A 20,598-nucleotide genomic window follows, 5' to 3' on the forward strand; every position below is an offset into this window, starting at 1 on the left:
TTATTTGTCCTCGTCGTCCACAACCTCGTAGTCGGCGTCGACAACGTCATCGTCGGCAGGCTGGGCGCCAGCGGCACCGTCGGTCTGCTGCTGAGCGTCGGCGTAGACAACCTGGGCCAGCTCGTAGGCCACGGACTGCAGGGACTCGCCGGCGGCCTTGATAGCCTCGACGTCAGAGCCCTCGAGCGCCTTCTTGGCGTCGGCGATAGCGGCCTCGGCCTTGGACTTCACGTCGGCGGAAACCTTGTCGCCCAGCTCGTTGAGGGTCTGCTCGGTGGAGTAGCACAGGCTGTCGGTCTGGTTGCGGACCTCGACCTCTTCCTTCTGCTTCTTGTCCTCCTCGGCATGAGCCTCGGCGTCCTTGACCATACGATCGACTTCGTCGTCGGACAGAGCGGTGGAACCGGAAATGGTGATCTGCTGCTCCTTGCCGGTGCCCTTGTCCTTAGCGGAGACCTTGACGATGCCGTTGGCGTCGATGTCGAAGGTAACCTCGATCTGCGGCACGCCGCGGCGGGCAGCCGGGATGCCGGTCAGCTGGAACTTACCGAGCGACTTGTTGTCGCGGGCAAGCTCGCGCTCGCCCTGGAGCACGTTGATCTCGACGCTGGTCTGGTTGTCGGCAGCGGTGGAGTAGACCTCGGTCTTGGAGGTCGGGATCGTGGTGTTGCGGTCGATCATCTTGGTCATGATGCCGCCCATGGTCTCGACGCCCAGCGACAGCGGGGTAACGTCGAGCAGCAGGATGCCCTCGACGTCGCCGGTAAGCACGCCGCCCTGGACGGCAGCGCCGTCGGCAACGACCTCGTCGGGGTTCACGGACATGTTGGGCTGCTTGCCGGTCATGGTCTTGACGAGCTCCTGGACGGCGGGCATACGGGTGGAGCCGCCGACGAGGATGACCTCGGTCAGATCGGAGAGCTTGAGCTTAGCGTCGCGCAGGGCGTTGGTGACAGGCTGCTTGCAGCGCTCGAGCAGGTCGCGGGTGATCTTCTCGAACTCGGCGCGGGTCAGCGTGTAGTTGAGGTGCAGCGGGCCAGACTGGTTCATGGTGATGAACGGCAGGTTGATGGTGGACTGCTGGGCTGCGGAGAGCTCCTTCTTGGCGTTCTCGGCGGCCTCCTTCAGACGCTGCAGGGCCATGGGGTCCTGACGCAGGTCGACACCGTTCTCCTGCTGGAACTTATCGGCCATCCAATCGATGACGCGCTGATCCCAGTCGTCGCCGCCCAGGTGGTTGTCGCCCGAGGTGGACAGAACCTCAAACACGCCGTCGGCGAGGTCGAGGATGGAGACGTCGAAGGTACCGCCGCCCAGGTCGAAGACCAGGATGCGCTGGTCGGTGCCCTGCTTGTCCAGGCCATAGGCAAGAGCAGCAGCAGTCGGCTCGTTGACGATACGCTTGACGTTGAGGCCGGCGATCTTACCGGCGTCCTTGGTGGCCTGACGCTGGGCGTCGTTGAAGTAGGCCGGGACGGTGATGACGGCGTCGGTGACGGTCTCGCCCAGATACTTCTCGGCGTCAGCCTTCATCTTGGCGAGCGTCATGGCGCTCACCTGCTCGGCGGTGTAGTCCTTGCCCTCGATATCGACGACGGCACGGCCACCCTGGCCCTCCTTGACCTCATACGGCACGGTCTTGATCTCGGAGGTGCACTCGGAGTACTTGCGGCCCATGAAGCGCTTGATGGAGAACACGGTGTTCTTGGGGTTGGTGACAGCCTGGTTCTTAGCGGCCTTACCCACGACGCGGTCGCCGTCGGCACGGAAGCCAACAACGGACGGGGTGGTGCGGTCGCCCTCGGCGTTCACGATAATGGTCGGAGAACCGCCCTCGAGGACGGCCATTGCGGAGTTAGTAGTACCAAGGTCGATACCAAGAATCTTACTCATTAGAAATTCCCTCTCTCTTGTGCGTTCGCGCCGCCTCGACGGTCTGTCGTGTGGCGCTTCGGCTTGTCTTTCAGGATGTAGTGTATCCCCTTATGGGCCGGAATATACAAAATCTAAGTCAATTCATATAAGATTTCTTATCTCTGAGAGTTTAGGTTCTCAAATGCGCAGGTAGATGCACTGTTTGAGTTCTCGGCAGATCTATTGAGATCTATGTAGAGATGGCTGAGGTTTGCGTCCGGGGGTGCCTGGGGGCCGTCTTGCGGCAAGCGCATCCCGGTTTGAGCGTGGATTCCGGGTCGCAGTTTCCGTCTGAAGGCTCAACCGGAAACCGTATCCCGTTTTGAGAGCTGATACCGGGTCGCAGTTTCCGCTAGCGGGCCCAACCGGAAACTGCGACCCGGTTTTCGGCCAAATAACGGGATGCCCTTTCCGCAGGCGCGCTCAATAGGTCAATATTACAAGTCACCTATAGCTAACATTTGCGCAGCTCAACGGCCCCACCTGCGCGTTTTTTAGTAAACCTTGGCATACTCGGCGAACGGTATGAAGATGCCGGCCAGAGGGTATTGCAAACGGTCGCTCCCGTGGTATGTTTTTGCCCGAATCAAACCGACGCGCATCGCCTGTAGCGTCGGTCAACAGAGAGGAAACTACCATGGCTCATCCCGTAATTGATGCCGACGAGTGCATCGCTTGTGGCGTTTGCGTCGACTCCTGCCCCGCTGGCGTTCTGGAGCTCCAGGACGTCGCTACCGTCGCCGACGAGGACTCCTGCGTCGCCTGTGGCGCTTGCCAGGACGCTTGCCCCGCTGGCGCGATCACCGAGATCGTCGAGGAGTAACAACTCCCCCACTTGCACACTCAAAAGTACACCGTGCACAAAAAAGGAGGCTTCCGCATCGCCGCGGAGGCCTCCTTTTGTTTGTACAGGCAGCTAATTGGGGACGGGGCTACCTTGGCAGTTGCGGTGGAATAGTTCCTGGCTCATTGCTTAGGTGCCGATTGTAGGAACTATTTCACCGCAACTTATAAAGACAGTATCGGGTTAGGACAAATCATCCTCGTAGGGCATTAAATCGGCAAGGTAGCCTTTCTCCTTGAGCATGGCCTCGATCTCGTCGAGGGTCTGCTCGTCTTCCGCCGCGATGCGATGGAAGTGGTAGCCGCTCGTCACCGTCAGCAGCGGGAAGCTCTTGCCGCTGGCGATGCCCTCTAGGTAGCGCTCGACATCGCGGCGGTTGCGGATGTCCAGGTCGGCCGTGATCTTGCCGTACACGCGGTGATTGACGATCACGTTGAGCACGGCGCCACCGGCGTCGACGATACTCGTGAGCTCATCGCCTGCCTGCTCCACGCTGTGGCGAACCTTGACCAAGCGCGTGGGCACGGCGGGGCTGCTGGGGGCCTCCTGCAGCACGTAGCCGCGGTTGGTCGCCACGATATCGTGCCCATCGGCACGCAACAGGGCAATATCCTGAACCACGACCTGACGGCTCACGCCAACCTCGCGGGCAAGTGCGCTGCCCGAAACGGGCTCCTTGGCTCCTTCGAGCACGCCCATGATGGCACGGCGACGCTCACGGGCGTTCATTATTTACCGTCCAGCAGACGCAGGTGCTTAAGCGAGAGGTCGAGGATCGGCGCAGAGTGCGTCAGGGCGCCCGAGCTAATATAGTCGACACCCAGATCGGCCAGGGCGCGAATGTTGCTGGCGTCCACGTTGCCCGAGCACTCGGTCTTGGCGCGACCGGCGATAAGCTCGATGGCGGCGGCCATGTCGTCATGGGTCATGTTGTCGAGCATGATAATGTCGGCACCGGCCTCCACGGCTTCGCGCACCATGTCCAGGTTCTCGCACTCAATCTCAACTGTCGTGGTAAACGACGCATGGGCGCGCGCCATCTCGATCGCGCGCGTCACGCCACCGGCGGCATCGATATGGTTGTCCTTGAGCATGACGGCCGTCGACAGGTTGTAGCGGTGGTTGCTGCCGCCGCCAATCTCAACCGCCGCCTTCTCAAACACGCGCATGCCCGGCGTGGTCTTGCGCGTGTCGACGAGCACGGTCTTGGTTCCCTCGAGCGCCGCGGCCATGCTGTGCGTGTAGGTAGCGATGCCGCTCATGCGCTGCAGGTAGTTGAGCGCCACGCGCTCACCCGAAAGCAGCACGCGCGCATCGCCGCGCACCTGACCCACATGGTCGCCGGCGTGCACCTCGTCGCCATCGGCAACGTCGAGCAGCACCGAGCTCTGCGAATCCAGCAGCTCAAAGGTACGGGCAAACACATCCAAGCCGGCGATGATGCCGTCGGCCTTGGCGATAAGCTCCACCGTGGCGGGACGCGCCGTGGGGCACACGCTCGCCGTGCTCACGTCCTCAAACGTAATGTCCTCGCGCAGAGCCTGTAAAATCAGATCATCGACGACGAGCTTCATGGTAATGGGATTCATGGTCTACTCCTCTGCGGCCTGCGTGCCGGCGGCACGGGCCAAATCATCGATTGCAAGGGTATCGGAACTCAGGGCGCGATGGCGTCCATCGAGCGCGGGCTCGCCCGCCTGCTCCACGGCCAGCGACTCGCCGGTGCGCATGTACCACGCGGCGCGACGACCCCAGACCAGCGCCTCGAGCAGACTATTTGATGCAAGGCGATTCTTGCCGTGAACGCCGTTGCAAGCCGTCTCGCCCGCAGCGTAGAGCTCGGGCATCGAAGTGCGGCCGTCCTTATCGACCCATACGCCACCCATAAAGTAGTGCTGCGTGGGCGTAACGGGGATGGGCTCGTCCAAGATGTCGCGGCCGTCCTCCAGGCAGCGCGCGCGAATGTTGGCAAAGTGCCCGGTCACCACATCGCGCTCGACGGGGGCAAAACTCAGCCACTCGTGCTCGGTACCGTCCTGCTTCATCTGCTCGCGAATAGCGGCAGCGACCACATCGCGCGGCTGAAGCTCGTCGGTAAAGCGCTCGCCGGCGGCGTTGAGCAAAATCGCGCCCTCGCCGCGGCAGCTCTCGCTGATCAGGAAGGTGCGACCCGGCTGCGGCGAGAACAGCCCCGTGGGGTGAATCTGCACGTAGTCCAGGTGCTCCATCTTAATGCCATGCTCCTGAGCGATGTAGCATGCATCGCCCGTGAGCTGCGGGTAGTTAGTCGAATGGTCGTACACGCCGCCGATACCTCCTGTCGCCCACAGCGTGCGGCGGGCATGAATCTTAAACGGCTCGCCGGCATGCACGCCCTCGGCGGCATTTGCCAGCTCGTCGGCGGGACGAACCGAGTTGTCCTCGTCCACGGAAACGGCGACGACACCGACACACACCGTGACGCCGTCACGCTCGCCCGTCAGGATGTCGGTCATGGCCACGTGCTCCAAAATCTGCACGTTATCCAGCTTGCGAACGGCCTGGAGCAGCTTGGTCGTGATCTCCTTGCCCGTAATGTCGGCATGGAAGGCAATACGCGGACGGCTGTGCGCGCCCTCGCGGGTAAAGTTGAGGCTGCCGTCGGCCTTGCGCTCAAAATCCACGCCCATCGCTAGCAGGTCGTTGATGACCGAACGGCTCGAACGGATCATGATGTCGACGCTCTCGCGGCGATTCTCGTAGTGGCCGGCGTGCATGGTGTCCTCAAAGAAGGCATCGTAGTCCGAGCCCTCGGGCAGTACGCAGATGCCGCCCTGCGCGAGCATCGAATCGCACTCGTCGACAGCGCCCTTGGAGAGCATGATCACGCGCGTGCTCGTCGGCAGGTTGAGAGCCGCGTACAGGCCCGCCACGCCACAGCCGGCAATGACGACGTCGCACTCCATGTCGGGGTATTGTTTGGTTTCCACAGGAATCCTCTCCCTTGTAATGTGGCATAAGGGACTGTCCCTCATGTCACATCGTTCTAGCGCGCCGCGTACTCGAGCATGCGGTCGAGCGTGAGCTTGGCCTGATCGGCAGCCTCGTCCGACACGCCAATCTGCACCTCGCCCTCGCCCGTCTCCAGGCAGTGCACGAGCTTTTCGAGCGTGATGAGATCCATATTGACGCAGGTGGGCTGCACCGCGGGGAAGTAGAACTTCTTGCCGGTGCCCTGGCAGCGGCGCTCGAGCTCATAGAGCACGCCGCGGACCGTCACGATGATAAACTCACTCGCGTCCGACTCCTCGGCGTACTTGATGATGCCGGCGGTGGAGCCGATGTAGTCGGCCTCGGCAAGAACGTCGGCCTTGCACTCGGGGTGCGCCAACACGAGCGCGTCGGGGTGCGCCTCCTGCGCGTCAACGATCTGCTCGACGGTGATGATGTGATGACGCGGGCAGTAGCCGTTGTTGAGGATGACGTGCTTTTGCGGCACCTGTTCGGCCACGAAACGGCCCAGGTTTTGATCGGGAATGAACAGGACGTGCTGCTGCGGCAGCTCGGACACGATCTTGACGGCGTTGGAGCTGGTAACGCACACGTCACTCCAGCTCTTGATCTCGACCGTCGAGTTGACGTAGCAGACGACAGCTAGGTCGTCGCCATACTCGGCGCGCGCCGCATCGACCGTCTCGCGCTTGACCATGTGCGCCATGGGACAGTCCGCGCCCGGCTCGGGCAGCAGCACCGTCTTGGTGGGATTGAGCAGCTTGGCGCTCTCGCCCATAAACTCCACGCCGCACAGCACGATAGTCTGCTGCGGCAGGCTCTTGGCAAGCTTTGCCAGGTAGAAGCTGTCGCCGACGTAATCGGCCACAGCCTGAACCTCGGGCGCCACGTAATAGTGCGCCAGGATCACCGCGTCGCGTTGGGTTTTAAGTTGCTGAATGGCCTCGACGAGCTCTGCGGGCACCAGTGCCGCGCGCTCCGTTGCCGTCGTTGCCGATGCTAGGCCGGCCGCGATATCGCGTGCAAGCTCCGACGCATCCATGTTCGCGCTCTGTGCCATCAAGGCCCCTCTCTTTTGGCGAATCTTGGGGCTTTAGTATGACACCTAGGTTTACAGCTGACAAGACAGCTGTAAACCTAGGTGTAAAGTTGAAATAAAGATTCAATCATGCGGCAGGTCCATTTTCGAACTGGCAAGCTGAGGACAGCCGAAAATGGACCCGCCCCATGATTCGGGCAGCCCGTTTTGTCCTGAACCAAGGGGCAGTGGTCAAAAAGGGCCAAATATGAGTACTGTCACCAAATTAGTAGCATCGATTTTCCGGTCCAGAGCAGCAAAATCGCCTTGTTTGGAGCCCGATCGCGACTCTGAAGAACGAAAATCGATGCACTTTTGGCCTCTGGCACCGATTTTTGAGGCCATTTGGCTGCCACCAAACTGGTAACAGTACTCATATTTGGCCCTTTTTGACCACCGGGTTTCCGGCAGGCCCCAAAAGCGGGCCCGAATCGCTCGATCCGGGCCCGCTGGGGGTAGCGAGCACAATCGAGGTGTAAGAAGCAAGAGAGGGCCATCGCCTAGAATCGTCAGCGCCTAGATATTCAACGAGAGGAAAGACAATGGTCCGCAGCGACATGCTACCCCAGCCGGACCGGGGGCTCGGCCTCGACCGGCCCCAGACCGAGGCATTTCACCGACGAGTTCAAGAGGAAGATAGTCGATCTCCACAACGCCGGAAAGCCCAGGCGCGAGGCCATGGACGAGTGCGACCTCGACAAGAGCACCGTGGAGAGGCGGGTCAAGTCGATAAACGAGACCGGCTCGCCGCGCGCCGCCGACAACCGCACGCCCGAGTAGAACCGGATCCTGGAGCCCGAGCGCGAGAACCGCAGGCTCCGGATGGAGGTCAACGTCTTAAGACGAGCGGCGCCAGCATACGCTCGGAAGTCAGGGCCATGGCGGCCAACGGGGGGCCGCTGCCCCATATCGGCGCAGCGCTGGCATCGAGGCCTTCTGACCTGTGTCAAGATTTCGGACACGCATGCTCGAGAAATCAAGCGGCCATAGGCATGGCCTCGAGCTTGGGCTCGGTTCTCTCGAAGAAGGCCGCCATGGCCTCGGCCGGCACCTTGTAGCCGATCGTCGAGCGGGGCCTTCGGCGGTTGTAGTACGCCTCGATGAACTCGACCACCGCGTGCTTGGCGGAATCCCTGGTCGGGAAGCTGCGCCTGTAGTACATCTCGTTCTTCAGCGTGGCGAGGAACGACTCGGCCACCGCGTTGTCGTGGCAGTTGCCGGCGCGGCTGCAGGACAGCCGCACGTCGTTGTCGCGCGCCCATTCGGCCAGAAGCCTGCTGGTGTACTGGGCGCCGCGGTCGGCGTGGAATATCGCGTTGCCGGCCACGTAGCCGCGCGATTTGGCCGACGCCAGCGCCGAAACCACGATGTCGGCGGTCATGCGCTCGGAGAGCGACCAGCCCACCACCATGCGGGTGTTGAGGTCGATGACCGTCGACAGGTACAGCCATCCCTCGCCGGTGCGCAGGTAGGTGATGTCGCCCACGAGCTTGCAGGTTGGAACGGGACTGGTGAAGTCGCGGCGCACCAGGTCGGGCCGGGGCCTGGCCTTCGGGTCGGGGATGGTGGTGCGCTTCCTGGCGTTGGGCGTGCAGCCGCGTATTCCCAGCTCGCGCATCAGCTTGCGCACCCTGTACAGGGTCAATCCGGAGAACTCGCCGGGCAGGAAGCATTTCACGAACCGGAAGCCGAACCTGCGGTCCGACTCCAGCCACACGCGCCGGACCGCCTCGCGCTCGGCCGACCAGTCTTCTCGCGGGCAGCCGTTGGAGAGCCACGAGTAGAAGCCCGATCGGCTCACGCCGAGCACGCGGGCCATCATTTTCACCGGGAATTCGGCCTTCTCCGCCAACATCATCCGGTAGCATGCGGCTACGCCTGGCTTTTGGCGAAGAAGGCCGCGGCTTTTTTCAAGAAGGCGTTCTCCATCTCGAGCTCGCGTATGCGCCTTTTCGCCTCGCGAAGCTCGCGGTCCTCGGCCTTGGGGTCGGGCCCGCCGGCAAGCTCGCGCCGGCGGCTCTGCACCCACTTGTTCACGGTCTTGGAATTCAGGCCCAGTTCTGCGCAGCATTCCGTTATCGGCCTGCCCGTCGAGATGATGTAGTCGGCGGTCTCGCGCCTGAACTCGTCGGTGTACTTGGCGGCTGGGTTGGACATAGCATACCGTCCTCTCGGTCGTCGATGAATGCATTCTAAAGGATTGGGCCTCTAGCATGCGTGTCCGAAAAGACGATACAGGTCAGACAACCCAATCAGACGTCGTCTCGAGCACGTCCTCTGCACGGTCGAGCATGCTTCTGGCCTTGGCACCCTGTTTGAACCACGAGCGCAGGTCCTCGAGCGTGCTGCCCGCTGCGTACACCTTGATTTTGCGACCGCCTTTCGTGGTCACCGTGCAACGGTCGCCGCTCTCGCTATCCTCGTGCGCCGTGACCTTCTTGAGATAATCGCGGCGGAACGCCACGACGCGGGCGTTGCTGATCTCGATGAACCAATCGTCGTCGACAAGCGAGGTGCCCGTGGCACCTCGGCTCGCCATCTCCTCGGCGAAGGAGAAGCCGAGTTCGCGCTCCTGCCTGCCGATCTCGAGGATGCCGCGGGCGGGCATGCTGAGCATGAGCAGGGGCAGGAGTCCCCCTATGAACAGGAAGAGGAACGGGACGAGCAAGAGCAGACGAGCACCGGCATCGGTGAAAACAGCCATGAAGGCGATCACGAGCGAGAAGACGAGCGCCATGCCGTTGAAAACAATCGTCAACGGCTTGATGGCAGACCAACACAGGCCCGCCTTGGTCATGGGACCGTCGACGGCGTCCGAGACTTCGATGCCCTCTTCCTCCAGACGGGCGAGGAGGTTGAGCGAGCACACCCCCTCGAGGCTTATCGAGCAGAACTTCCAGTCGCCCTCGAACAGGTCGATCCTCATCATCTGCGTGTGAAGCGTTGCACGGGTGATGTTGCCAAACGTCGTCTCCTTGCGGATGCCGAAGGCGTTACGCGAGAGAATTCGCTCACCGTCCACGTCGATGCGCGGGATGCTCAGCAGGGCCCAGATGGCCATGCCCGCGAGCGCCATGGCGTGACCGAACCACACAAGTTCGTGGTCCCACTCGCCCAACGAGACGCCCTGCCAGACGTAGACACCCAGCATGAGCAGTTCGAACGCGACGGCGCAGCAGGCGATGATCGTGCGGATGGCAGCGGGCATGCGCACCGTGAAGCGATCGAGGCTGTCCGTCGCCTCACTGCGCTCGCGCGCGCCGCGACGGGCGACCCATGCAGTGAGCGGACCGACGATGAACACCACCATCGCCACGCGCAGGAACGATTCGAGTATGTCGCCCATATTAACCACCATCCCAATAGAAAACGTGAATTTGGGAGACTATAGCAGAGCGAAGCGATCTGCACGGCATCGTCCGGGTGTTTTCGGCATACGGTGGAAACCAGCGGCAGCGGACGTTGAGAACTCACCCAAAAGACGCGATTCGACCGAAGCGATTCTTCTTGACTTGGTCTCAATGTGATACGACATGCGCCACTACCTGCGCGGTCTAGCGGCCCTGATCGAAGAGGGTCACACCGATGAGGCACTCGAGCGCATCGACGCGCTCTGCGAGACCAACGACCGCACCGCCGTGCGCCGCTACTGCGCCAACGAAACGGTCAACATTGCGCTCTCGTCGCTTTCCGCGGACATCAACGCGCACGGCATCACCGCCGACCTGCACGCCGCCGTGCCCGAAACCGTCCACGTGGGCGATGTCGATCTATTCAGTGTGGTATCGAACGCCCTGGACAATGCCATCGCCGCGGCGAGCGCCGCCCCCGAAGGCAAGCGGTTTGTCGACCTGGACCTTCGCTACGAAGACGGTCAGCTTCTATTGCTGGTTTCCAACACGTTTGGCCGTGCGCCGCACATGGTCGACGGCATGCCCGTGACTCAGCACACTGGGCACGGCTTTGGCACCAAGAGCATTATGCTTGCCGTCGAGCGCATGAACGGCAACTGCCAGTTCCGCATTAACGGCGACCGGTTTGAGCTGCGCGCCGTGATGTAGGGGCTGCCGCCAACCTCGCTACAGCGGTGCAGCCGCCGGGGTCAGCTGCTTAATGTAGGCCCACATGCGCTGCTTGGCGGCCTTGTCGGTGAGCGCCGCCTCAAAACCGTCGAGCGCCAGCACGCGGCGCCCCTGCACATGGGCGACCAGGCCGGGCTTGAGCATGGCGGTGTCAAAGTCATCAATTGCCACAAGCATATCGGCATAGGTCTCGCGCATGACATCGGCCGCACTGTTGTCCAGCAGCAGCACCGCCTCGGGGTCCAAGGTCTCCAGCGCCTCGCGGAACAGGTCGCACGTCAGGGCCTCGCCCGCCGCGACCGCTCCGTCGCCCGCGCCGGCGACGCTTGCCAGCACACAAAAATCCTCGGGGGCATATCCGATGGCACCGAGCGCCTTGCGCAACGCGGCGCCATCCGCGCCGGCGGCCAGCTCGCCGCCCGAGCACTCGGCTTCATCCAAATCGCCTTTGACCAGCACAATCGGCGAGCACGCGTTGCCCGCGATACGCACACCGCGATCTGCAAGCGACGCGAGCTCCTGCTCGGTCGCCTGAGCGATGGCTTCTTTTTTCTGGCTTTGTGACGTGGGCATGCGCTCTCCAATCGTTTGCGTGCCCACCATTATATAAAAGAGCCGCCCGCGAGTGGTTGCTTTGCGGGCCGCTGGGTATAAGCACGGTCGTACTGAGTTTTACGCGGCCGAGCCGCGTCGTATTATGGAGGTCACCATGGCTGACATTAAGCAGATTACCCCCGAGAACTTCGGCGCTGTCGTCAACGATAGCCTGCCCGTACTGGTTGATTTTTGGGCCCCGTGGTGCGGCCCCTGCCGCTCGCTCTCGCCCATCGTAGACGAGGTTGCCGACGAGCTGGCCGGCAAGTTGGCTGTGGCCAAGTGCAACGTCGACGACAACCAGGACCTGGCCATGAAGTTTGGCGTCATGAGCATCCCCACGCTGATCGTCTTTAAGAACGGCGAGGAGGTCGACCGCTCGGTTGGCGCCTTACCCAAGGCAAGACTTCAGGCACTGCTGGAGAAACATCTGTAATACGCTTGTTACTTGTCTGCCGTCCATGAGCGGTTTCGCACCGCTCACCGGAGTGCCAAACGCAAGGCATGCGACCACGGATAGTATGGTAGTTACAAACAGCCCCCAGTGAACGGGTGCGGGTCGCACAGGCTCGCACCCGTTTTCTTATGCAGCTGCGCGCAAAGCGGGCGTAGTAAAATCTGAACCACTGAACTGCCCCATACAAAAGGAGATTTCCCATGCATGATGTTGGAATGAACATGAGCCAGCTTGCCATGAACGTCAAACAGGTCGACGACACCATCGAGCTCGCTCACGAATGGAGCCATCAGTTGCTGCATGCGACCGAGAATTTTGACATGGAGCGCATCGGCGCCAAGCTCGAGGCCGCCATGGCCGCGTTGCACGAGGCGCATGACGCGCTCGAGGGCTACGAGGAAGCCATCGAGGCCGACCACAACTCCGTCGGCTCCGTGAAGCTGGTGTAAGGTGGCCGAACACGAGCACGGCTGCGGGTACGAGCACGAGCATCCGCACGGGGCGGACGGTGACGCGGGCTGCCACTGTAGTGGCTCCGGCTCCGAGCTGGTCCGTTTTTCGGTTACCGCACCGGATGACCTGCTGCGCCGTTTTGACGAACAGATCGCGCGCCGCGGCGACGTGGCCAACCGCTCCGAGGCCGTGCGCGACCTGATTCGCGCCTCGATCGCCAAGGAGCAGATGCGCACGCCCGACGAGCATGTTATCGGGTCGCTCACCATGATCTACGACCACCATACCGGCGACCTGACGCGCCGTCTGGACGAAGTGCAGCACGACTACACCGACGAGATCGTATCGACCATGCACGTGCATCTGGATCACCACAACTGTCTGGAGATTCTGGCGCTCAAGGGTCGCGGCGAGCGCGTCTACGAACTAGCCGACCGACTGCTGGGCCTGCGCGGCGTTAAGCACGGCGAGCTCACCTGCGCCGCCACCAAGCAAAGCCTGGGGCTATAGCGCACCTGCCAAAAAGGGACAGGTTTGTTGTGGCAGGTTTAGAAGTTTTACCGACCAAAATAAACCTGTCCCTTTTTGGTCGGTTTTGATGAGGAGTGTCGCATGCGGCATGTGCATATTCATGTGACGGGCATTGTGCAGGGCGTTGGCATGCGACCATTTGTGTATCGCGAGGCCATGGCGCATGGCATTTGCGGATGGGTGCTCAATGCGGGCGACGGCGTACATATCGAGGCGCACGCTCCGGCCGATGCGCTCGATGCTTTTGTTGCCGCGCTTTCTGAGCATGCGCCCGCGGCGGCTCGCGTAGAGCATGTCGAGGTTGTGGACTTGGGGCCTGGCGGTTGGAGTGCTGCCGATGAGCAGGGCTTTCGCATTGTGGCATCGCAGGACCAGACCGCGCACACGACGCTCGTCTCGCCCGATATCGCTACCTGTGACGATTGTCTGCGCGAGTTGTTCGATCCCGCCGACCGACGCTATCACTACCCCTTTATCAACTGCACTAACTGCGGCCCACGCTTTACCATCATCCGATCGTTGCCTTATGACCGAGCGGCCACGTCGATGGATTGTTTTCCCATGTGTCCCAAGTGTGCCGCGGAGTATGCCGACCCACTCGACCGGCGTTTTCACGCGCAACCCGATGCCTGCTTTGATTGCGGGCCGCATATTACGTGGCGCGAGGCTGTGAACGGCGATGCGTGCGGGAATTCGTCCGCGACACCGGCAGTCGGCACCACACGCGAGGCCAGCGACGCCATTATCGAGCGCTGCGTTGAGCTGCTGGCCAGCGGTGGCATCGTCGCCATCAAGGGCCTGGGCGGATTTCATCTAGCCTGTGACGCCGCCAGCGAGCAGGCGGTGGCCGAGCTGCGCCGTCGCAAACGCCGCAGCAACAAACCACTTGCCGTCATGATGCGCGACCTTGCCGACGTTGAACGCCTATGCCATGTCAGCGACGTTGAGCGCGGCTTGCTGGCCGGCAGCATTCGCCCCATTGTGCTGCTGCGCCGACGTGCTGCTTGCGAGAGCGGCGGCTCCCCCGACGCCCTCGCGCTCGCGCCGTCCGTCGCGCACGACCTTCCAGAGCTCGGCATCATGCTCCCCTATACGCCGCTTCAACATCTGTTGCTTGCCGCGGCAGAAGTCTGCGGTATGCACGCGCTCGTCATGACCAGCGGAAACCTGAGCGAAGAACCCATAGAAACCGACGACGATCTTGCCTGGGAACACCTCGTTGCCGCCGGCATCGCCGATGCGTTGCTCGGCAACGACCGCGCGATCCTCTCGCGCTACGACGACTCTGTAGTGCGCGTGGTCGACGGCGCCGTTATGCCCGTGCGCCGCGCTCGCGGATATGCACCCCAGCCGTTGCCGTTGCCGGCTCTCGACGGCGCTCCGTCCTGCGTGCTCGCCTGCGGGCCACAACAAAAGGCCACGATTGCGCTCACGCGTGAAGGGACGAACGGCGAGGCAACCTGTTTTGTGTCGCAGTATATCGGCGATGTTGAAAACGGCGAGACCTTCGATGCCTGGAACGCCGCGCGCACGCGCTTGGAAGATCTCTTTGACTTGGCGCCCGCCGCCTTGGCCTGCGATTTGCACCCCAGCTATCTATCGAGCCAGTGGGCGCGCGAGCAGGCACGGGAGCACAATCTGCCGCTCGTCGAGGTGCAGCACCATCATGCGCATATCGCGAGCGTAATGGCCGAGGCCATCGCCGCGGGCCAGCTTACAACCGACGCGCGTGTCCTTGGCATCGCCTTTGACGGCACCGGCGCCGGCACCGATGGGACCATTTGGGGCGGCGAGTTTCTTGTTGCCGGCCTTGGCGGCTTTGAGCGCGCCGCGCATTTACTCACCTGGGCGCTCCCCGGCGGGGCGGCCTCCGTGCGCGACGCCCGCCGCAACGCCTTTGCCCTGCTCAGTGAGCTCGGTCTGCTCGAGCACCCAGGCGCCGCTCGGCTTTTGGGCAGCCTCGACGAGCAAACGCGCAGCGTGACAGCCACCATGATCGAGCACGGCATCAACAGCCCGCGCACCAGCAGCATGGGGCGTCTCTTTGATGCCGCGGCAGCAATTCTGGGCATCTGCGACAAGGCAACCTACGAGGGCGAGCCTGCCATAGAACTCGAAGCCGCCGCCTGGCGCGCGTTCAGCAGTGAAAGTGCCTGCCCCACCGGCAATATGGCCAGCTTTTCCGTAACCGAATCATCCCGTCCGGACGACTTCCATGTTCTGAACTCCAGACCGCTTTTTGAGGCGCTTTTGGAGGGAATCAGGACCGGCGTGCCCGCCGGCAAGCTCGCGCTCGACTTCCATGTCACCATCGCACGCGCGTCGGCCCGCATCGCAAGCGAGATCTGCGTCCGTGAAGACCTCGACACCGTCGCGCTCTCGGGCGGTGTGTTCATGAACCGGCTTTTGCTTCAGCTCCTTACCCACGAACTCAAAGACGCCGGTCTTGCCGTCTTGGTCCCCCACGCTGTACCCGCCAACGACGGCTGCATCGCCTACGGTCAGGCCGCCATCGCTCGCGCTCGCCTCGCGCAGACGGCGTTGCGATAGGCTGTTTTGCCAGCCTGCGCGCCGCCGTCTCACAGGTGTAACGCGTTTGCTCGTGACTCCCGCGAGCGCTACCATCAACTGATGGGTAATTAGGCGCCTATCCAGCGCAAAACGTATAAAGGGGAACATTATGTGCCTTGCCGTTCCCGGTAAAGTGGTCAAACGCGACGACGACCTTAAGGCGACCGTCGACATGATGGGCATCGAGCGCCCCGTTTCGCTGCGCCTCGTGCCGACGGCACAGGTAGGCGACTTTATTCTCGTGCACGCCGGCTTTGGCATTCAGATTGTCGACGAGCAGGAAGCCCAAGAGACACTCGAGCTCGTCAATACCATGACCGAGCTGGCCGAAGAGGACCAGCTCGTCACCAACCCGGCCGAGGCATACTAGTGGCGGCGGCGCAGCCGGTTCGCTCCGGTATCGACTTTTCGTCATTTCGTGACCCCAAGCTGGCTCGCGAGCTCATCGATCGTATTCATGAGCTTGTCGGCAACCGCAGCATCAACCTTATGGAAGTCTGCGGTACGCATACCGTGAGCATTGGCCGCTATGGCTTTCGTTCCATTATGCCGACGGGACTCAAACTGCTAAGCGGCCCGGGGTGCCCCGTTTGCGTCACCGCCAACCGCGACATCGATCACGCAATCGCGCTTTCCAACATGGACGGCGCTGTCATCACCACCTTTGGCGACATGATGCGCGTGCCCGGATCGTCCACCTCGCTTGCCGCGCAAAAGGCGGCGGGGCGCGACATCCGCATCGTCTACTCTCCGCTCGACGCACTCGACATTGCCGAGCAAAATCCCGAACGCCCGGTCATCTTTATGGGTGTCGGCTTTGAGACCACAACGCCCACCATTGCCGCCGCTATCCTGGAGGCCGACGCGCGCGGGCTCCAGAACTTCTCGGTCTACTGTGCTCACAAGACCACGCCGCCGGCTCTGCGTGCGATCTCCAACGACCCCGAGACGACCATCGACGGCTTTATCCTGCCTGGTCACGTCGCTACCATCACAGGCCTGGCACCCTTTGGGTTTTTGGTCGATGAGTTCGAGACCCCCGGCGTAGTCACCGGGTTTGAGCCGGTCGATATCTTGCAGGGCATCTGCATGCTGGTCCAGATGATTGTCGAGCACAGGCCCGCAATCGACAACGCCTACCGCCGTGGCGTCAATGCAGACGGCAATCCCGTGGCGCGCCAGCTGGTCGAGCAGGTATTTGAACCGTGCGACACCACGTGGCGCGGGCTGGGACCGATTGCCAACTCGGGTCTTTCCATCCGACCAGAATTCGCGCGTTTTGATGCCGGCGCCCGCTTTGACGTGCCCATTGAACCGGCGGTCGAGCCACGCGGATGCCGCTGCGGCGACGTGCTGCGCGGTGCCATCACGCCGAGCAGCTGCCCGTTGTTTGGCCGCACCTGCACGCCCGAACACCCCGTCGGCCCCTGCATGGTGAGCTCCGAAGGCAGCTGCGCGGCGTACTTTAGATACCGCGACTAGCCCGGACGCCCCCGCGTACCGGCACCACCCACGATTGGAGTTTTCGATATGTCCCATAGCGTTACCGATAGCACCGTCCTGCTGGGCCACGGCTCCGGCGGCCAGATGATGAAACGCATTATCGATGAGGTCTTTCTGGATGCCTTTGGGTCGCCCGAGCTGCTTGCGGGCAACGATGCCGGTGTCGCCGTACTGCCCGCAAGCGGGCGAATCGCCATGTCGACCGACAGCTTTGTGGTAACGCCGCAGTTCTTCCCCGGCGGCAATATCGGCCGACTCGCCGTATGCGGAACCGTCAACGACGTCGCGACCTCAGGCGCTAACGTGCGCTACCTCTCATGCGGCTTTATCCTCGAAGAGGGCTATCCCATGGATAAGCTGCGCCAGATTGTGCAAACCATGGCCGAAACAGCGCGCGAGGCGGGCGTGTCCATAATCACCGGCGACACCAAGGTGGTCGAGCGTGGAGGTGCCGACGGCGTCTACATCAATACCGCCGGCGTGGGCGAAGTGCCCGCGGGCGTAGCGCTCAGCGGTGCCAACTGTCGGCCCGGCGATGTCATCCTGGTGTCGGGTACACTCGGCGACCACGGCATCGCCATCATGAGCCAGCGCGAGGGCTTGGCGTTTTCGAGCAACATCGGAAGCGACGCTGCGCCGCTCAATCATCTGATTGCCGACGTGCTCGCCGCTGCCCCCGACACCCGCTGCTTCCGCGACCCCACGCGCGGCGGCCTGGCATCCACGCTCAACGAGTTTGCCCAGGCCAGCGGCGTTGCTATGGAGATCGACGAGGATACCGTGCCCGTGCGCCCCGACGTGCAGGCGGCATGTGAGATGCTCGGCTACGATGTGCTGCAGGTGGCAAACGAGGGCAAGATGGTCGCCGTGGTGCCTGCTGAACAGGCCGATGCCGCGCTGGCGGCCATGCGCGCCGCCCGCTACGGCGAGAGCGCCGCCATCATCGGTCGCGTGCTGCCGCTTGCCGAGGACGCCCGCCCCGCCGTGCGCGTACGCACCGGCTGGGGATCGACCCGTATTCTCGACATGCTCGTGGGAGAGCAGCTGCCGAGGATTTGCTAGCGGCACATTCTCGCAGACGGCGCGATGCAGCTCGATATCCCTTGAAGATGTTCAGATTCCAAACAAGCCCGATGCGTAAGCCCAGTATTATGAGGTGCGTTTTTAAACCCAATGACGGGAGCTTTCATGGCAGCAGCTTTTTCCCATGTGATCTTTGATCTGGATGGCACCATCCTCAACACGCTCGAGGACCTGGCGGCCGCTAGCAACCATACCTGCGAGACGCACGGCTGGCCTACGTTTGCCGTTGACGAATACCGCTATAAGGTGGGAAACGGCATGCTCAAGCTGGTCGAGCGCTTTATGCCCGCCGAGTATGCGGGCGACGGGCGCGCCTTTGAGCAGACGCTTGCCGAGTTTAGGGCTTACTACGGCGAGCACAAGGAGGACCACACCGCCCCCTATGCCGGCACAATCGAGATGCTCGACCGCCTGCGCGCCGCGGGCATCCAGCTTGCCGTGCTCACCAACAAGGACCACATTTCGGCGGCCCCGCTTATCGAGAAGTACTTTGGCCCCGACCGCTTTGCGCTGGTCCAGGGCCGTGTCGACGCTTTTCCGCCCAAGCCCGAGGCGCCCGTCACGCTGCATGTGATGGAAGCGCTGGGCGCCGACCCGGCGACCACGCTCTACGTGGGCGATTCCAATGTCGATATCCTGACCGGTCATAACGCCGGCCTTAAGAGCGCGGGCGTCAGCTGGGGCTTCCGCGGCCGCGCAGAGCTCGAAGCAGCCGGTGCCGACTACGTGGTTGACACGCAGGAAGAGCTCGCGGCGCTGATCCTGGGCGAGTAACGCCAGCGCTGCCCAACCCAGCCGCCGCAATGCCGTTGCGCGGAAAGTAGTCGTTGGGGACGTTCTTAAACGACTGGTCAAACAATGGCAACGTCGCAGGTAGAGGACGGACAGCGAAAACGCCCCTAAGCGAGCAAGGTGACGTGAAATGAAAGGGCGCTGACCTTCTGGTCGCGCCCTTGAAATTGAACGTCAGATTGCCGCTTAGGGGCGTTTGCAGCGTCGAGCAGTTGCGGTGTTTGGTAAAACGCCGCAACGAACTACCGCGTAACTCCCCTAGTTCATCATTGCATTCATCATCTCGGTGGTTGCGGAATCGTCAGCAGACCACTCGCCATCGTCATTGGCGGTGTACTTGAAGGTAACCTTGGTGTCCTTGGTCTTAGCGGCCTTGGTCACGTCGACCATGACCTGGCCGGCCATCTTGTACAGGTCGTCCTCGGAAGGCATCGTATCGAGCGCCGCGATCTTCTCCTGATACTGGGTGGCGAAATCTTCAACGATCTTGTTCATGGACTTGCAGGTAATGGTGACATCGGCAGTCGCGGTGCCCTTGTCCTCGTCGACCGTCACATCGCCGATCTTGTAGTCAAAACCCTCGAGATAGCTCTTGGCGTACTCCTTGGGATCGATGCCCAGCTGCTCGAACTCGTCGCCCGAGGCCTCTTCCAGGCCGGCGAGGAAGTCGTCGCCGCCGTTCTTGACCTCGTCAAACTGCGTCGTAAGATCCTCGGTGATGAGCTCCTCAACCGAAGGACCTCCGCAGCCGGAAAGCACAACCACGCACGCGACCAGAACAGCCATCAGGGGCGCAAGCAGCAGCTTCTTCTTCATGACATTCCTCCCAACAAGCGGCACCGCGCTTCCCGACGCGGTGCGCGTCGTAACAATAAGGCCATACTAGCCGATAACGAACACCCCCGGCAAAGCAAAGGCGCAGTCGGCTCGATTTAACGTCCGAACGGTTTACCGGTCCGCCCAACGCGCAATAAAACGTTCCGCCGCGTTGTAATAAAAAAGGGTGGTCGGACAATTCGACCACCCCAAAACACCCTTATGTTGCCGCAGTTTACTTGCGGACGACCTTGACGATGACATCGCCGGCGGCGACAGCAGAGTCAGCCTCGACGGCGAGCTCGACGTCGGCGAACTCGGCGGTGTTGGACACAGCCACGACGACGCAGTCCTTGTAGCCGGCAGCGGCGATCTTGGCGCGGTCGATCTTGAGCATGGGCTGACCAGCCTTGACGACGTCGTCGGCCTTGACGAAGCCCTCGAAGCCGTCGCCGTTCATGTTGACGGTATCGACGCCAACGTGCACCAGAACCTCGATGCCGCTATCGGACTGCAGACCCACGGCGTGGCCCATGGTGACGGTCACCTTGCCGTCGCAGGGAGCGTAGACCAGATCGTCCTCGGGCCACACAGCGCAGCCCTTGCCCAGAACCTCGCCACCAAAGACGGGATCGGGCACGTCGGCCATCTTGATGACCTTGCCCTTGACGGGCGAGCACAGCACGTCGGCGCCGGCAGAAGCAGAGATGGAGGCCGGAGCAGCGACAGCCGCGGGCTCAGCCTTCTTCTTGAACATGTCAAACAGACCCATACGTTTTCTCCTCTTGATTAAGCGCAACGTTGTGCGCATGCCTATGGTGATTATAGTGCCAAATGGTTCAAATGCTAAGGTGGGGACTCGAATCGCGAGCCCATCCCAACGCTTTTC

At 62.1% G+C, this 20,598-nt stretch carries 20 protein-coding genes and 1 pseudogene; 10 read left to right on the forward strand and 11 right to left on the reverse strand.

Annotated elements, in window-relative coordinates:
* Window positions 1-1,893 (reverse strand): molecular chaperone DnaK, encoded by a 1,893-nt coding sequence (dnaK, locus tag DW899_RS08110; protein WP_117770263.1) that lies wholly within the window; start codon window positions 1,891-1,893, stop codon window positions 1-3.
* A gap of 658 nt (window positions 1,894-2,551) precedes the next feature.
* On the opposite strand from dnaK, the gene DW899_RS08115 reads away from it, so the two are divergent.
* Window positions 2,552-2,737 carry a DUF362 domain-containing protein gene (locus tag DW899_RS08115; RefSeq protein WP_006235216.1) on the forward strand — a complete coding sequence of 62 codons (186 nt, stop codon included), beginning with the start codon at window positions 2,552-2,554 and terminating at the stop codon, window positions 2,735-2,737.
* A gap of 204 nt (window positions 2,738-2,941) precedes the next feature.
* On the opposite strand, the gene DW899_RS08120 is transcribed toward DW899_RS08115, so the two are convergent.
* From DW899_RS08120 to DW899_RS08145, 7 genes and pseudogenes are all read right to left on the reverse strand, one after another.
* Complete coding sequence (locus DW899_RS08120; protein ID WP_117800607.1) at window positions 2,942-3,487, reverse strand: transcription repressor NadR; 546 nt, start codon at window positions 3,485-3,487, stop codon at window positions 2,942-2,944.
* Window positions 3,487-4,347, reverse strand: coding sequence for a carboxylating nicotinate-nucleotide diphosphorylase (gene nadC / locus DW899_RS10695; RefSeq protein WP_117839956.1), 861 nt, complete (start codon window positions 4,345-4,347; stop codon window positions 3,487-3,489). The genes DW899_RS08120 and nadC overlap by 1 nt, the downstream gene beginning before the upstream one ends.
* Before the next feature lie 3 nt (window positions 4,348-4,350).
* Window positions 4,351-5,727, reverse strand: coding sequence for an L-aspartate oxidase (locus DW899_RS10700; protein ID WP_233539945.1), 1,377 nt, complete (start codon window positions 5,725-5,727; stop codon window positions 4,351-4,353).
* Between the two features lie 56 nt (window positions 5,728-5,783).
* Window positions 5,784-6,809 (reverse strand): quinolinate synthase NadA, encoded by a 1,026-nt coding sequence (gene nadA / locus DW899_RS08130; RefSeq protein WP_117800608.1) that lies wholly within the window; start codon window positions 6,807-6,809, stop codon window positions 5,784-5,786.
* Window positions 6,810-7,803: 994 nt separating this feature from the next.
* Complete coding sequence (locus tag DW899_RS08140) at window positions 7,804-8,856, reverse strand: IS3 family transposase (protein WP_158551670.1); 1,053 nt, start codon at window positions 8,854-8,856, stop codon at window positions 7,804-7,806.
* A pseudogene (locus tag DW899_RS10790) lies at window positions 8,757-8,984 on the reverse strand (transposase); the annotation flags it as partial. The gene DW899_RS08140 and the pseudogene DW899_RS10790, both read right to left, overlap by 100 nt.
* An 82-nt stretch (window positions 8,985-9,066) precedes the next feature.
* Window positions 9,067-10,173: a hypothetical protein gene (locus DW899_RS08145; RefSeq protein WP_233539946.1), complete on the reverse strand. Its 1,107-nt coding sequence runs from the start codon at window positions 10,171-10,173 to the stop codon at window positions 9,067-9,069.
* 187 nt (window positions 10,174-10,360) lie between these two features.
* Between DW899_RS08145 and DW899_RS08150 the strand changes: the two genes are divergently transcribed.
* Window positions 10,361-10,888, forward strand: a complete 528-nt coding sequence (locus DW899_RS08150; protein ID WP_117797306.1) for a GHKL domain-containing protein — start codon at window positions 10,361-10,363, stop codon at window positions 10,886-10,888.
* 18 nt (window positions 10,889-10,906) lie between these two features.
* Here DW899_RS08150 and DW899_RS08155 read toward each other — a convergent pair whose 3' ends face one another.
* Entirely contained in the window at window positions 10,907-11,482 is a 576-nt protein-coding gene (locus DW899_RS08155; RefSeq protein WP_117564541.1) for a hypothetical protein, read from the reverse strand.
* A gap of 136 nt (window positions 11,483-11,618) precedes the next feature.
* On the opposite strand from DW899_RS08155, the gene trxA reads away from it, so the two are divergent.
* From trxA to DW899_RS08195, 8 genes are all read left to right on the forward strand, one after another.
* Window positions 11,619-11,939, forward strand: coding sequence for a thioredoxin (gene trxA / locus DW899_RS08160; RefSeq protein ID WP_117629728.1), 321 nt, complete (start codon window positions 11,619-11,621; stop codon window positions 11,937-11,939).
* Window positions 11,940-12,160: 221 nt separating this feature from the next.
* The gene (locus DW899_RS08165) at window positions 12,161-12,409 is read left to right on the forward strand and encodes a hypothetical protein (protein ID WP_117800610.1); all 249 of its coding nucleotides are present in this window, start codon (window positions 12,161-12,163) and stop codon (window positions 12,407-12,409) included.
* A gap of 1 nt (window position 12,410) precedes the next feature.
* Window positions 12,411-12,923 (forward strand): nickel-responsive transcriptional regulator NikR, encoded by a 513-nt coding sequence (gene nikR, locus DW899_RS08170; RefSeq protein WP_118205863.1) that lies wholly within the window; start codon window positions 12,411-12,413, stop codon window positions 12,921-12,923.
* Window positions 12,924-13,025: 102 nt separating this feature from the next.
* On the forward strand, window positions 13,026-15,494 hold the full coding sequence (gene hypF / locus DW899_RS08175) for a carbamoyltransferase HypF (protein ID WP_117800611.1): 2,469 nt from the start codon (window positions 13,026-13,028) through the stop codon (window positions 15,492-15,494).
* A gap of 130 nt (window positions 15,495-15,624) precedes the next feature.
* Complete coding sequence (locus tag DW899_RS08180) at window positions 15,625-15,885, forward strand: HypC/HybG/HupF family hydrogenase formation chaperone (protein WP_117800612.1); 261 nt, start codon at window positions 15,625-15,627, stop codon at window positions 15,883-15,885.
* Window positions 15,885-16,997, forward strand: coding sequence for a hydrogenase formation protein HypD (gene hypD, locus DW899_RS08185; protein WP_117800613.1), 1,113 nt, complete (start codon window positions 15,885-15,887; stop codon window positions 16,995-16,997). Before DW899_RS08180 ends, hypD begins: the two co-directional genes overlap by 1 nt.
* A gap of 48 nt (window positions 16,998-17,045) precedes the next feature.
* Window positions 17,046-18,080, forward strand: a complete 1,035-nt coding sequence (gene hypE / locus DW899_RS08190; protein ID WP_117800614.1) for a hydrogenase expression/formation protein HypE — start codon at window positions 17,046-17,048, stop codon at window positions 18,078-18,080.
* A 126-nt stretch (window positions 18,081-18,206) separates the two neighbouring features.
* Window positions 18,207-18,875, forward strand: a complete 669-nt coding sequence (locus tag DW899_RS08195; RefSeq protein WP_233539947.1) for an HAD family hydrolase — start codon at window positions 18,207-18,209, stop codon at window positions 18,873-18,875.
* A 276-nt stretch (window positions 18,876-19,151) separates the two neighbouring features.
* On the opposite strand, the gene DW899_RS08200 is transcribed toward DW899_RS08195, so the two are convergent.
* Together DW899_RS08200 and DW899_RS08205 are read right to left on the reverse strand one after the other, a co-directional pair.
* Window positions 19,152-19,709 (reverse strand): hypothetical protein, encoded by a 558-nt coding sequence (locus DW899_RS08200; RefSeq protein WP_117800616.1) that lies wholly within the window; start codon window positions 19,707-19,709, stop codon window positions 19,152-19,154.
* 235 nt (window positions 19,710-19,944) lie between these two features.
* Window positions 19,945-20,481, reverse strand: coding sequence for a PTS glucose transporter subunit IIA (locus DW899_RS08205; protein WP_117800617.1), 537 nt, complete (start codon window positions 20,479-20,481; stop codon window positions 19,945-19,947).
* Window positions 20,482-20,598 lie beyond the last annotated feature (117 nt).

The organism is Collinsella sp. AM41-2BH (assembly GCF_003468085.1).
Taxonomy (GTDB): domain Bacteria; phylum Actinomycetota; class Coriobacteriia; order Coriobacteriales; family Coriobacteriaceae; genus Collinsella.